Raw genomic sequence first — 14,010 nt, 5'->3', positions numbered from 1 at the left:
ATATGAATATATAATGCTGTTGTGTGTATTGAGCTGTATTAGCCCGTTTTAGAACAAATGCTACATTGCGGGTTTTTAGGGATAGAAAAGCGTTGAAACTGCGAAGATTTAGCATCGAACAGTTGCAAAATACCATTGAGAAGTTCGCCAGCACCTGTGAGATATTTAATCGCCTCTAATGCCTGCATGCTGCCTATAACGCCTACTAACGGAGGTATCACGCCAGCTTCCATGCAGCTGAGCTGCTGCTCTGGAAAAACCTGACTTAAGCACTGGTAACAAGGGCTGTGGTTATCCATCAGGTAGGTGCTCACTTGACCTTCAAAGCGAATTGCAGCGCCGCTTATAAGGGGCACCTTATGAGTGAAACACAGTTTATTAATTTGCTGGCGAGTGGCTAAATTGTCAGTGCAATCGAGCACCACATTATGTTGGCTGACGTGTTGGCTAAGCGCATTATCATCAAGGCGCTCATCAATGGTGTTGATAACGCACAGGCTATTATTGGCCAGTAAACTCGTCTTCGCTGAATCGACTTTTTTAACGCCCACGTCTTGTTCATGATGAAGAACTTGGCGATGTAAATTAGACAGCTCAACCTTGTCATCATCCACCAAGGTGATTTCGCCAATACCAGAACTAACAAGGTATTGCGCAGCAGCGCAGCCTAAACCGCCTACACCAATAATCAATACCTTGGAACCCATGAGGGCTTCTTGGCCATCAAGGTCGATAGCTGGCAATAAAATTTGCCTCGCGTAACGCAAGGCGAGCGCTTTGGTTAGTGTCGGGGGCGTAATAGAGGGCATAGTGTCCTGATAAATAATGGCCGTTTTCTGCTTTGCTATAATTTTTCTACGCGGTAGCCCTGCGCTTTTAACTGCTTTAATACGCTGTCATCGCCCGCAAGGTGCATGGCACCGACCATAATAAATTCTACGTTCGATGTTTTTAGCATGTCTTCTATATGTGGCATCCAATTAGCGTTTCTGGTGACAATCAAATCTTGGTAAATTTGTGCATAGTCTTGTTTAAAAGGCACGATACTGATGTCCGCCATTTTTTGCATATCGCCCTCGCGCCAACTGGTGCGCATGTCGCCTATTAAAACGGGCATTTTCTTAATGTCTCGCAAGGTGTATTCAATCAGGGCGTCGTTATCGTCACCACCCAAATTGGCGAGAAAACTCAATTGTTCATCTGGGGTTTCAAGCCATTGAATGGTTTTACCCGCGTGAGTGCCTTTGTCAGAGTAAAATTGGTCAACGCCTTCACTAGTAAAGCCTAGGCTTTGCAGTTCGATAATACTCAGGGTAATGCTAATAAGGCTCGGCTTCATTGCCGCCATTTGCGCAATCGGTATACCCCGCTGGGCTAAATGCGTTTCGAGTTTTTGGTAACTTTGTTGTGATAAGTCGTCTTTGAGTGATCGGCCATCAGTGTAAGTCATCATACCTAACATTTTTTGCTGAAACTCAACGCTTTTTACCGCCGTCATATCTGTTTCAAACACTAGGGTGGAAGCGTGTTGATAGGCCGTTTCATATTCACTGGGTAAGGGGTAATCTTCTGGGGCCAAGATATGAATAGTGCCGCCAATATATAAGCTGTTGTCGCCAGAGGTGACCTTCCATACTGAAGCGGCGTCCACCGTGGTGGTGAACATCGAGATGGCCGCAATGAGTGGTACAGAAACTGAGTAAAAAGCCGAGCGAAATAATGACATGTTCAATAGTCTTCCTTTACGAGATATATAATCGGCTTCTTAGGACTCGTCGGGCTTACTGAGTCAAAAAAGCGCTGAATGAGTACAAATAACCTAGTCGTTAATCACTCAGTGTGCCGCTTTTCAGCAGACAAAGGAACCAAAAATCCGCTGTTTACGGCTGTTTGGGCAAACAATGTGCAATCCATCGATACTTAACAGCAATTCGCGGGAATGATCTAATCCGAGAGTCGCGGTGTTCTGTACACAACTTAACGTAAAGCAGCCCATGGTGTTTGCTCCATTTTAGGTACTTTGCACCAAAATTAAGCGCCATAAAATTCAAATCCCAAATCGTGAATTATAACCATATGAATTATAAGGAATTAATACTTGGCAATGATCCTGCATTAATTTAACTGAACTCGTTTTAGATAGCGAATACCGTTCGCGATAAATACATTTATGTACTGTGCCGGCAATTAGTGCCAAGCATGGAACAGGCAAAGAAGCCCACTCAGACTGTTAGCACTCAGTCGCGTGGGCTTTTTTTATGGGCAAAATTAGTTGAGTAAACACTTCGTTCAGGGGACCAACATGTCAGCAAATACAGTCAATATAGTCGTGGTAGGAAACGGAATGGTGGGCCACCATTTTGTTGAGCAAATCACTAACCACGGCAAAACCGACCCTTCTATTACTTATAAAGTCACTGTGTTATCAGCTGAGCCAAGACTCGCTTACGACCGAGTGCATTTGTCGGAATATTTCTCAGGCAAGACAGCGGACGATCTCGCGTTAACCACGCCAGCACACTATGAAGCATTAGGTGTTGATTTTCACCTTGATGCCGCAGTGGTCGATATTGACAAGCTAGGTAAGTTTGTTAAAACCAAATCCGGTCAGGTTTTCGCTTACGACAAACTCATCATGGCCACTGGCTCTTATCCGTTTGTGCCACCAATTGAGGGGAACGATCAACCTCATTGCTTGGTGTACCGCACCATTGAAGATTTAGAGGATATCAGCGCTTCAGCTAAAGTGAGCAAAACCGGTGTGGTTGTGGGGGGCGGCTTATTGGGTTTAGAAGCGGCGAACGCATTGCGAGAGGCTGGTCTTGAAACTCACGTTGTGGAGTTTGCTCCGCAATTAATGGCGGTTCAAGTCGACACAGGCGGCGGTCGTCTATTAAAAGACAAGATTGAAGCCTTAGGCGTGCAAGTTCACACCCAAAAAGCCACACAGCGTATTGAGGCGGGTCAAACAAGTCGTTATCGCATGTGTTTTGCCGATGGGGATTTTTTAGAGACCGACATGATCCTGTTCTCAGCAGGTATTCGGCCACAGGATACGCTAGCACGCCAATATGAGATTAAAATCGGCGAACGCGGCGGTATTGTGGTTGATAACCACTGTTTAACGTCCGAGCCAGATATTTATGCTATTGGCGAATGTGCCTTATGGAATAACTTTATTTTTGGCTTAGTTGCCCCAGGCTACACCATGGCGCGCGCTGCAGCGAGTCACATCACGGGTGGCGATGTAGAATTTTTAGGCGCAGATATGAGCACCAAGCTCAAACTCATGGGCGTTGAAGTGGGCTCTATTGGTGATGCACATGCTCGCATACCTGGTGCGCAAACCTACATTTATGAAAATCAGCCTGATGGCGTGTATAAAAAAATGGTGGTTAACCATGAGCAAAGTGTGCTGCTTGGCGCCGTTTTGGTCGGAGACACCAGTGACTACGACACGCTTCTACAATATGCGTTAAATGGCATCGATTTACCTGAACACCCTGAAAGCTTGATTTTGCCTGCCTCAGGTGATGCGCCAGCAGGTGGCTTAGGCGCAGACGCGCTGCCTGAAACGGCGACCATTTGCTCATGTCACAACGTATCAAAAGGCGACATTATTGCTGCTTTTGATGGCGGAGCCTGCGATTTAGCCAGTGTTAAATCATGCACTAAAGCCAGCACTGGTTGCGGTGGGTGTTCGGCGTTACTGAAAACCGTGGTCGACAGTGAATTGGGCAAACGCGGCGTGGAAGTGAAAAAAGACATCTGTGAGCATTTTGCTTATTCGCGCCAAGAGCTTTATCACATGGTTAAAGTCGGCAAAATTCAAAGCTTTGACGAGTTGATTGAAAAACACGGTCACGGTTTAGGCTGTGAAATTTGTAAGCCTGCTGTGGGCTCAATTATGGCCTCGGTGTGGAATGACTTCGTGTTAGAAAAGCCTCACGTAGCCTTACAAGACACCAATGATACTTATTTAGGCAATATGCAGAAAAACGGGACCTACTCGGTCGTGCCACGTATTGCCGGCGGTGAAATTACCCCAGACAAACTGATTGTATTGGGTCAAGTTGCGAAAAAATACAACTTGTATACCAAGGTCACAGGTGGCCAACGTATCGATTTGTTCGGCGCGCGAGTCGAACAACTTCCGCCTATTTGGGAAGCCCTTATTGCTGCCGGTTTTGAAACCGGTCATGCCTATGCGAAATCACTGCGTACCGTTAAGTCTTGTGTAGGCAGTACTTGGTGTCGTTTCGGTGTGCAAGATTCTGTGGGTCAGGCTATCGATCTGGAGAACCGTTATAAAGGTCTACGTGCGCCGCACAAAATAAAATTTGGTGTGTCAGGTTGCACCCGCGAGTGCGCAGAAGCACAGAGTAAAGACATAGGGGTTATTGCTACTGAAAACGGCTGGAACCTATATGTATGTGGTAACGGCGGCATGAAACCTCGCCATGCGGATTTGTTTGCTACTGATTTAGATGACGCCACCTTAGTTAAATATATTGACCGCGTGTTGATGTTTTACGTGGCAACTGCGGATCGTTTACAGCGCACCTCAGTATGGTTAGAGAATCTAGAAGGCGGGTTAGCGTATTTGCAAGATGTGGTGATCAACGACTCCCTAGGCTTAGGCGAAGAGCTCGAGCAACAAATGCAACACATCAAAGATACTTACCAATGTGAGTGGAAAACAGCCATTGAAGATGAGTCTTCACGTAAACGTTTTCGTCAATTCGTCAACAGCGAACAGAGCGATAAAAATGTCGTGTTTGTACAAGAGCGCGCGCAAATTCGACCCGCTACGGAAGCGGAACTAGAGACCCTTGCTAAATCCGGCAAAGGTACCGAGCAAATTATCGATGTTGTTGAGTTGGCGTAAGGAGTCAGTTATGAGCACAGAACAAAATTGGACAGATATTTGTCACCTTAATGATTTGGTTGATAACTCAGGCGTGTGTGCGTTAGTGAAAGAGCAACAAGTGGCCATTTTTAAAGTACGAGAGAAAGGCGAAGTACACTTTTATGCCATCAGTAACTGGGATCCTATTGGTAAAGCAAATGTGTTGTATCGAGGTTTGATTGGTTCAGTGGCAGATAAAACTGTGATTATTTCGCCTTTGTACAAACAGCGTTACTGTTTAACAAGCGGTAAATGCCTAGACGATGAAGCGCGTAAAGTCAGTGTCTATGACGTGCGTGTTGAGGGCGACAAGGTGCAGCTAGCGGTGGCGTAATGCCACCTTGATGCAGCCTATAAGTTAATTTTTCAAAAGGCCCTACTACATGATAAACCCAACCAGCGCTTCTCAGTCCTCAGTTCAAGGAGCGTGTTCAAAGCTAAGCACCACAACTTGCCCTTATTGCGGAGTAGGGTGTGGTGTAGACGTTACCAGTAACGTCGAGGGTGACAGCGAACAACTTGTTAGCGTTCAGGGCACGGTTAGCCACCCAGCTAACTTTGGGCGCTTATGCGTTAAAGGCAGTAAGTTGGCCCAAACCAACGTTAAGCAAGGTCGACTCATGACTCCTATGGTTAATGGCCAGAGGGCTCAATGGGATGCTGCTATCAGCACCGTAGCCAACAAATTTGCCAGCCTTATAAAGGAGCACGGGCCAGACTCAGTCGCATTTTACGTGTCAGGGCAACTATTGACCGAAGATTATTACGTCGCCAACAAATTAATGAAGGGCTATATCGGTAGCGGCAACATAGATACCAACTCACGTTTGTGCATGTCATCTGCAGTGGCTGCCTACAAACGTGCGTTTGGTGCTGATACCGTACCTTGTAGCTATGAAGATTTAGAGCAAACAGAATTATTGGTGCTTGTGGGCTCAAATGCCGCTTGGACACATCCAGTATTGTTTCAACGTATTGAGCGGGCGAAAAAGCTCAACCCGAATATGCGTTTGGTGTTCATCGATCCGCGGCGCACCGCAAGTTGTGAGGCCGCAGACTTACACTTACCCATTAAACCAGGCACCGATGTAGCGTTATTCAATGGCCTAGTTCACTATCTTGAGCAACATAAACACCTCAATTCAGATTACATTGCCGCTTTCACCGAGGGATTCGATGCCACCATTACCGCCTGTGAAAGTTGGACTCTTAAGGCTGTTGCCGAATATTGTGATGTTAATCAAACCTTAATTGAACAGTTTTATCAGCTCTTTGCAGGCAGTGAGTCAGCAATCAGCTTTTATTCAATGGGTGTAAACCAATCTAGCAGCGGTGTTGATAAAGCCAATGCGATTATCAATTGCCATCTTGCCACGGGCAAAATAGGTCGTGAAGGTTGCGGACCGTTTTCCATCACGGGCCAGCCAAACGCGATGGGCGGTCGTGAAGTGGGTGGGCTTGCCAATATGTTGGCGTGTCACATGGATATTGGTAATGCACAGCATCGAGCGCTAGTGCAAAACTACTGGCAGTCACCCACCATCGTGCCTGATATTGGCTTGAAAGCGGTGGATATGTTTGATGCCATCGAGCAAGGCAAGATTAAAGCCGTTTGGGTAATGGCAACGAACCCTATGGTGAGCATGCCCAATAGGCATAAAATTAAAGCCGCTTTAAACAAATGTGAAATGGTGGTGGTTTCAGATTGCGTGGCTAACAATGACACCATCGCTATGGCTGACGTGGTATTGCCTGCCACAGGTTGGTCAGAGAAAAACGGTACGGTTACTAACTCAGAACGCAGAATTTCCCGCCAGCGGGGTTTTTTACCGCCCACAGGGGAAGCACGTCATGATTGGCAGATTATCTGTGACGTGGCGAAAAAAATGGGTTTCAGCAACGGTTTTAATTACACAGACCCGAGTGAAATTTTCGATGAGTATTGCGGCTTAACGGCAGAGCAGAATAACGGAAGCCGAGATCTTGATTTATCTGGTTTATGTGGGCTAACGCAAAAACAGTACGACAACCTTGTTCCCATTCAATGGCCGGTGAATAAAGCCAACCCTGATGGGGTAAAGCGCATGTTTACCGATGGTCGCTTTTTCACCGCGAGTCAAAAAGCCCAGTTCATTGCTATTGAGGCTAAAGCCCCTGAACAAACCACCACGACTGAATTTCCGTTTGTGCTTAACAGTGGGCGGGTTCGCGATCAGTGGCACACCATGACGCGCACAGGTGCCAGTGCCGATCTAACCAGCCACGTGGCCCATGCTAGCGTGGCACTAAACAGTGTTGATGCTTCTAAGTTACAGGTAAAAGAAGGTGATTTGTTGGCCTTATCCTCACGAGTCAGCACCAGTCTTAGTCAAGTGATGTTACCGGTTAAAATAGATGAAGGTCAGCGTAACGGTGAGTTTTTCGCACCCATTCACTGGAGCGAGCAAAACAATGCGGCCGCGAATATTAGCCATTTATACACAGACGCCAACGACCCTATTTCTGGCCAACCTGAATTAAAACATGCTGCGATTAACGCACTAAAAGTCGAGTTTTTCCATCATGGTCACATCTTTATTACGCAGCACCTTCAGGGCAGCCATGAGCAACGCCAAGCCGTAATAAGCAAGCTGTGCTCGACATTTGATTATTGGCGCCTAACCAAGATAGCGGGCGGTGAGATGCTGACGTTTGCTCACGGTCGAATTCCTTCGCCGCGGGTTGAAAACGACAGTCTAGCCTTTGATTTAAAAGAGTTTATTCAAACAAGTATCAGCAATAAGTATATTTGGGCTGCGCGTAAAGGCGATACTCAGCAAAGCGCTTACGCATTAATGGGTGATAAATTACAGTTTGCTGCATTTAGTGACGTACATACCCTAGAGGATAACGCGCCATGGCTAAGTGCTTTACTCGCAGCTGACAGCTTGAGCGTAGAGCAAACAACCGCTTTGCTACGTGGCGAGCCAGACGAGCAATTTAACCAAGGACGTTTAATTTGTAGCTGCTTTAAAGTGGGCATCAACCCGATCAATGAAGCAATAGCCAGAGGCTGTAACAGCGTTGATGAATTAGGCGAAACGCTAAAGTGCGGCACAAACTGCGGGTCGTGTAAAAGCGAGTTACAACAGTTGATCAATGCTCACGAATACGAGCATGACAATGCAAATAGCGCCCGCCACACGCCTGTTTTAGCCACAGTGAATGGCGCTTCGCCCTCAGAGAATACCCAACAAAATCAGATGACATTTAGCGGTGAACGTATCGCTGTGGAGACCCAATTATGAACACGCCAACCAGCGTTATTTCACATGTAAATAGTCTTTTGCCACAGGCATTGAGTCAATTTGTGGCGCAACTTTTTAAATTCAATCTGAACTCGCCACAAGCGCGCTCATTGGATGCGCTTAAAGGACTAAATGCAGGGTTACGCACTGGGCTTAAAAACCTAAATGACAGCGCAAATAAGGCTAATGCCCAACATGGTGTAGGGCATGTTCACCTTATTGGCTCTGGCCCTGGTGATGCAGAATTACTGACGGTTAAAGCCTATCGACTACTGCAAAGTGTCGATGTGGTTATGTACGACTGGCTGGTCAATCCGGATATTCTAGATATGATCCCAGCACATGTAGAGCGTCGTTTTGTGGGTAAAAAGTGCGGCGAACATAGCATGACCCAAACACAGATAAGCGAACTGTTAGTCAGTGTGGCTAAAGAGGGCAAAACCATTGCGCGCTTAAAAGGCGGTGATCCTGCCATATTTGCTAGAGCGGCTGAAGAATGTGACTTACTGACCAAGCATCAGATCCCATTTAGCATAGTACCTGGCATTACCGCGGCATCTGGCGCGTCTGCTTACGCGGGAATACCGTTAACCCACAGGGATTGCGCTCAGTCAGTGCGCTTTATTACTGCGCATTTAAAAGATCCTGCGTTACAGCCAGATTGGCAAAGCTTGGTTAATGGCGCTATGCCAGATGCCAAAGGTAAAAACGCTGAAACCCTGGTATTTTATATGGGATTGCGACGGGTTGAATCGATTATGCAACAGCTGCAGTCGCATGGTTTACCTGTTGATTTGCCAGTGGCGATAATCGATAAAGCCACCAGTGCTCAGCAGCAGGTGTGCATAGGGCAAGTAAAAAACATCGCACAGCGCTTAGTATGTCGTCAATTTACTGGGCCTGCGCTTATCATCGTGGGTGAAGTGGTCAGTAAGCGTCAAAGAGTCGTTTCTTATCACCAACAAGACGGTTTACAATGCCAAACACATAATGAAATTAACGATGCGCTTGCACAGTCTTTATAACGTTATTGGTGCTTTGAGTGCATAGTGCATGGCAGTGAGCCTTTGATTAGCCCTGAAAGCAAAGCCTCAGCGCTGATTGTACAATCCACTTGAAACACCATTAGCAGACATCGACGCGTCGCATTGATAAAGGCATAACGAGCCTGTAGGCATTTTTACATCCATGAGAACAAACAGCAGCACGCAACATCCCACAGAATTTAAAGAGTTTATTCGTATTATTGGCCGCGGCCAACGCGCTGGTGGCACCCTAAGTCAGGCGCAAGCGTACCAAGCCATGAAAATGCTGATCAATGATGAGATCACGCCTGAGCAAAAAGGCGCTTTTTTGATGCTGCTGCGGGTACGTGAAGAAACTGCAGAAGAATTGGCCGGTTTCATTCAAGCCTTTCGTGAAGTGAATGACCGACAGATAGCGGCCCTGCCGATTGATATTGATTTAGGTTGCTATGCGGGGAAGCGCCGACACTTACCTTGGTTTTTGCTAGCGGTTATTGCCCTAGGTCAGCAAGGTAAAAAGGTGTTTTTACACGGTACCCATGAGCCAGATTCAAACCGGCTATATTTGAAAGATGTATTACCCCAGCTAGGGATTGAGCCGGCCAGAAATGCTGCTCATGCGGGTGAGCAACTTGAAGCATTGGGTTTTAGTTATATGGACTTAGCCGATATAAATCCCAAGCTCGATGACATGATCCAATTACGCGGCCAGTTTGGGCTGCGTTCATGTGCTAATACGCTTGCTCGTATGTTAAATGCCAGTCAAGCCCCCTGTAGCCTTCAAGGCGTTTTCCACCGAGGCGTAGACATCAAGCATAGTCACTGTGCCAAGCTAGTGTATGAGCAAAATCCGACTGTTCTAACCAGCATCATGTGTTTTCGCGGTGAAGGAGGGGAAGTGGAGTACAACCCTGAGCGCGAGGTAACCTTACATCTTTGTCAAGCAGGACGAGAAACCACCGTAGAGGTTCCGGTATTTTTGTCTCAGTGGGTGACTAAGCCGAAAACACTAGACGTGAAACAGTTAGTAGAGGTGTGGCAAGGCAGCAATGACAATGCATATGGCACTCAAGCTATTTTGGGTAGCTTGAGCTTAATGTTGATACTCACTGAGAATCTCAGTCTTGAAGATGCTAAACATCGCGCGGAGCAATGCTGGCAAGGGCGTAACAAAAAGTGGTCGTTTACCCTGCCTGTTAAAAATGACACTGCTAGTTATCAAACTGCGGGGGCACATAAAGCGCACTGAGTTTATGTGCCGCTCGAAATGAACAATTGAGGGGATAAGAGCTGATTCGATGCCCTCACATCCACCATCATCCTATTCATTTACATGCGCAATTTACTCTGCATGATCCCATTAGCAATAGGCTCAGAAATGCTCTGGGCAGCACCTTTTGGCATACATTTGAAAGTGCCTTGTACGCCGAGGCACTTAGCCCTAGTGAAACCTACATTACTTCAGTAGTGACAGGCAAAGACTTCGAGTAATTTATTGCTCGTTCATTTTTTGTGCAACCCATTGCACTTTGATGGTGCGACTGCCCATTTTCGTACGTTCAATCCCATTTTAGAACAAAATGCATCATATAACTAATTGATAGTATTGGTTTTTTATCTTGGCGTAAGCTTTGCACACAGTTATTGACTTAGAGCAGCATGTAACTCATTCAGGAATCTCCGTTGATATCTACAGCAAAAAGCCAAACGCGAATATCGCATCATGAGCAGCTGAACATCTTGTTGATAGATGAGAATGTTCAGCGCGCTGAGTCCATCGTGACGGCGCTTGGAAACTCCCGTTACAAGGTGAGCCATTTGGCCTGTTCTCAGGCTGGGCTTTTGAAGCAGGTAGACGAAATTCAGCCTGACATCATAGTGATTGATATCGAGTCTCCGAATCGCGATATGTTAGAAAGCTTACACACAATTTCTCACTATAACCCTAAACCTGTGGTGATGTTTTCATCACAGCAAGACACAGAAACGATTAATCTATCGGTGCAGTCTGGCGTGAGTGCCTACGTGGTTGGAGACATAGATCCCGAGCGTGTTAAACCGATTTTGGACGCCGCAGTGGCTCGGTTTAAAGCCTTTCACAAACTTAAAGATGAATTGAACGATACCAAGCATCAACTTGAATCGCGCAAAAGCATCGATTTAGCAAAACGTTTATTGATGAAGACAAATAAAATGAGTGAAGAGCAGGCATTTCATAGTATGCGCAAGACCGCTATGGACACAGGCCAGAAGCTCGAAGATGTAGCCAAGACAATCGTTTCCATGCTGCGCTCATTTGAAAAAGGTAATGAAAATGATTAAACCAGAACAACCAAATATTACGCTTGGGTTTATCCCGCTCACCGATTCCGCGCCCCTTGTTGTCGCCAAAGAGCTAGGCTTTTTTGAACAATGGGGCCTTAGCGTAACGTTGCAAAAACAAAACTCATGGGCAACTCTCAGGGACAAGCTCCATGCAGGTGTGTTAGACGCGGCACAAATGCTGGCGCCTATGCCAATTGCCAGCGCATTAGGGCTTGGGGCGCCGCCAGCAAATGTGATCACACCTTTAGTACTCAGTTTAAATGGCAATGCCATCACCCTTTCAGAAAGTTTGTTGCAAGAAATACTCAAAGAAAATGATCTAACCAATGTCACGCTACCGATGGCAGGCTACTTATTACAACACGTGGTCGAGAAACGTAAGCGTCAGGGGTTATCTAAACTGAAATTCGCTACGGTTTTTCCATATAGCTGTCATTACTACCAGCTAAGAGATTGGCTTAAAGCGGCAAAAGTAAGTTTAGACGACGTTGAAATGTTAGTTGTGCCACCTGTCAGCATGGTTGAATGTTTGAAAAACGGTGATATTGATGGCTTTTGTGTCGGCGGCCCATGGAACGCCAAAGCGGTTCGCGCAGGCATCGGCATGACGGCGCTAACGTCGTTCGATATCTGGCAAGACTCACCTGAGAAGGTATTGGGCTTGCTAGATAGTTTCAACAAAAAACATCCTAATACGGTATTAGCGTTGTGTGCAGCCCTTAAGCAAGCCTGTGCTTGGCTCGAATCTGTGCCCAATCGTTTTGAAGCCGCTAGATTACTTTGCCGACAAGAATACTTAAATGCTGAACTTGATGTAATAGCGCCGTCATTGCTCGGTAGTTGTTTAACGCACAAGTCGCTGCCGCCGCGCAGCATTCCTTCTTATAATCAATTTTCTGTGAGCAATAATGGTTGCATTAACCAGCCTGAGTTGGTGCGCGGAGAGTGGTTAATAAAGCATATGGTCAGTGCTGGGCAAATACCGCCACATGTGACAATACCGCTTGACTTGGTCGCTAAGGTCTTTAGGCCTGATATTTACCAAAAAATGCGCTTGCTGATTGAAGATCAAGGCGTGCAGTTTTATCGCCGCTCAGGTTAGTAAGTTCTAATAAATAGAACTAAATTCGCTAAATAATGCAATTTTCATTCGTTTAAATAACCATATACTGCATTCAAATCAGTCAGCAATGGGAGTTTTAAATGAAGAACGTATTAGTGCTAAATGCCAGTTTACAAGGTGAGAACGGCAACTCAAGTCAATTGACGAGTGAGTTTGTGACACAACTACAGCAAACTGAAAGTATCAAGGTGGAAAAGGTTGATTTAAACACCTTGAATCTGCCGCATTTAAGCGCTCAAGAGATGCAAACGTGGAGCATGCTCAGCGACAATATGACCAATGATCAAGCCGCTCTTGCTGCTTATTCAAACGAGTTATTGGCACAGTTAGAGCGCAGCGACGTCATAGTGGTGGGCATGCCCATGTACAACTTTACTATTCCGTCTACGTTTAAAGCGTGGATTGACCGAGTCGCAAGAGCAGGGCGTACGTTTAGTTACACCTCAGAAGGCCCTAAAGGGCATCTACAAGGCAAAACAGTGTATATCTTCGCTGCGCGGGGCGGTATTTATCAAGGTACTGATAACGATACGCAGACGCCTTACTTAAAACTGGTCTTTGGTCTTATGGGGATAACAGATGTGAACTTTATTTATCTTGAAGGACTGAATATGGGAGAAGAGTATGCCCAAACATCATGGCAACAAGCCCGAGAAAGTCTGACAACGCTGCTACCTGCAACCGTTTAAACGTTTAATAGCTAAAAAAGCCCGAGTCAATCGGGCTTTTTAACATGTAGTAAAGGGTGTTTATCGTTTTAAGGTATTTTCCACGGTTTCAATAAATGCTGGATCTGTCGGCTTGGTTGATGAGGCGTAGGCGTTGACCAAATTACCGTTTTTATCCATCAAGTATTTATAGAAGTTCCACTTAACGGTCGTGCCAGACTTCTTCGCCAGCATACGATAGAGTTGGTCAGCATCACGCCCGCGCACAGGCATGGCTTCGAACATAGGAAATTCGACACCGTATGTGAGCTCGCAAAGCTCAGCTGTTTTGCTTTCATCTTTGTCTTCTTGATTGAAATCATGTGACGGAAAGCCCAAAACCACCAAACCTTGATCTTTGTATTTACTGTATAGCGCCTCTAAGCCCTTAAATTGCGGGGTAAAACCACAGTAACTCGCGGTGTTAACGAAGAGTACCGTTTTGCCTGCATAGGTTTCACACAGATTGACCGTGTCTTGAGAGTTGAGTTTACGCTTAACAAACTTTAATAAATCAGGGCATTGTGCACTGTAAGCCATGTTACAAAAGAACATTAGGCAGGTAATAGCAAGTAACTTCTTCATGGAGACCTCGAGTGTTTTCTACATAGTCAGCATATCTAGTACGTTTGGT

General features: G+C 46.0%; 11 protein-coding genes. 8 read left to right on the top strand and 3 right to left on the bottom strand.

The window, feature by feature from the left end:
- Positions 1-38: 38 nt before the first annotated feature.
- Positions 39-809 (bottom strand): molybdopterin-synthase adenylyltransferase MoeB, encoded by a 771-nt coding sequence (locus PATL_RS12970; RefSeq protein WP_011575318.1) that lies wholly within the window; start codon positions 807-809, stop codon positions 39-41.
- A 35-nt stretch (positions 810-844) separates the two neighbouring features.
- Positions 845-1,726 carry a TraB/GumN family protein gene (locus PATL_RS12965; protein WP_011575317.1) on the bottom strand — a complete coding sequence of 294 codons (882 nt, stop codon included), beginning with the start codon at positions 1,724-1,726 and terminating at the stop codon, positions 845-847.
- A 576-nt stretch (positions 1,727-2,302) separates the two neighbouring features.
- On the opposite strand from PATL_RS12965, the gene nirB reads away from it, so the two are divergent.
- The 8 genes from nirB to PATL_RS12925 all read left to right on the top strand — a co-directional run bounded on the left by nirB (position 2,303) and on the right by PATL_RS12925 (position 13,358).
- Complete coding sequence (gene nirB / locus PATL_RS12960; RefSeq protein WP_011575316.1) at positions 2,303-4,888, top strand: nitrite reductase large subunit NirB; 2,586 nt, start codon at positions 2,303-2,305, stop codon at positions 4,886-4,888.
- 10 nt (positions 4,889-4,898) lie between these two features.
- Positions 4,899-5,243 carry a nitrite reductase small subunit NirD gene (gene nirD / locus PATL_RS12955; RefSeq protein ID WP_011575315.1) on the top strand — a complete coding sequence of 115 codons (345 nt, stop codon included), beginning with the start codon at positions 4,899-4,901 and terminating at the stop codon, positions 5,241-5,243.
- 49 nt (positions 5,244-5,292) lie between these two features.
- A complete protein-coding gene (locus tag PATL_RS12950) occupies positions 5,293-8,196 on the top strand; it encodes a nitrate reductase (protein ID WP_011575314.1) in 2,904 nt (967 codons plus the stop codon).
- Positions 8,193-9,221, top strand: a complete 1,029-nt coding sequence (gene cobA / locus PATL_RS12945) for a uroporphyrinogen-III C-methyltransferase (RefSeq protein WP_011575313.1) — start codon at positions 8,193-8,195, stop codon at positions 9,219-9,221. The genes PATL_RS12950 and cobA overlap by 4 nt, the downstream gene beginning before the upstream one ends.
- 163 nt (positions 9,222-9,384) lie before the next feature.
- A complete protein-coding gene (locus PATL_RS12940) occupies positions 9,385-10,470 on the top strand; it encodes a glycosyl transferase family protein (protein ID WP_011575312.1) in 1,086 nt (361 codons plus the stop codon).
- A 434-nt stretch (positions 10,471-10,904) separates the two neighbouring features.
- Positions 10,905-11,543 (top strand): ANTAR domain-containing response regulator, encoded by a 639-nt coding sequence (locus PATL_RS12935; protein WP_011575311.1) that lies wholly within the window; start codon positions 10,905-10,907, stop codon positions 11,541-11,543.
- Positions 11,536-12,648 carry a CmpA/NrtA family ABC transporter substrate-binding protein gene (locus tag PATL_RS12930; protein WP_011575310.1) on the top strand — a complete coding sequence of 371 codons (1,113 nt, stop codon included), beginning with the start codon at positions 11,536-11,538 and terminating at the stop codon, positions 12,646-12,648. Before PATL_RS12935 ends, PATL_RS12930 begins: the two co-directional genes overlap by 8 nt.
- Before the next feature lie 101 nt (positions 12,649-12,749).
- The gene (locus PATL_RS12925) at positions 12,750-13,358 is read left to right on the top strand and encodes an FMN-dependent NADH-azoreductase (RefSeq protein WP_011575309.1); all 609 of its coding nucleotides are present in this window, start codon (positions 12,750-12,752) and stop codon (positions 13,356-13,358) included.
- 60 nt (positions 13,359-13,418) lie between these two features.
- Here the strand turns inward: PATL_RS12925 and PATL_RS12920 are convergent, their stop codons facing one another.
- Positions 13,419-13,961: a glutathione peroxidase gene (locus PATL_RS12920; protein ID WP_011575308.1), complete on the bottom strand. Its 543-nt coding sequence runs from the start codon at positions 13,959-13,961 to the stop codon at positions 13,419-13,421.
- Positions 13,962-14,010 lie beyond the last annotated feature (49 nt).

Source organism: Paraglaciecola sp. T6c, from assembly GCF_000014225.1.
GTDB lineage: Bacteria > Pseudomonadota > Gammaproteobacteria > Enterobacterales > Alteromonadaceae > Paraglaciecola > Paraglaciecola atlantica_A.
This window is presented reverse-complemented; position numbering and strand designations above follow the sequence as displayed.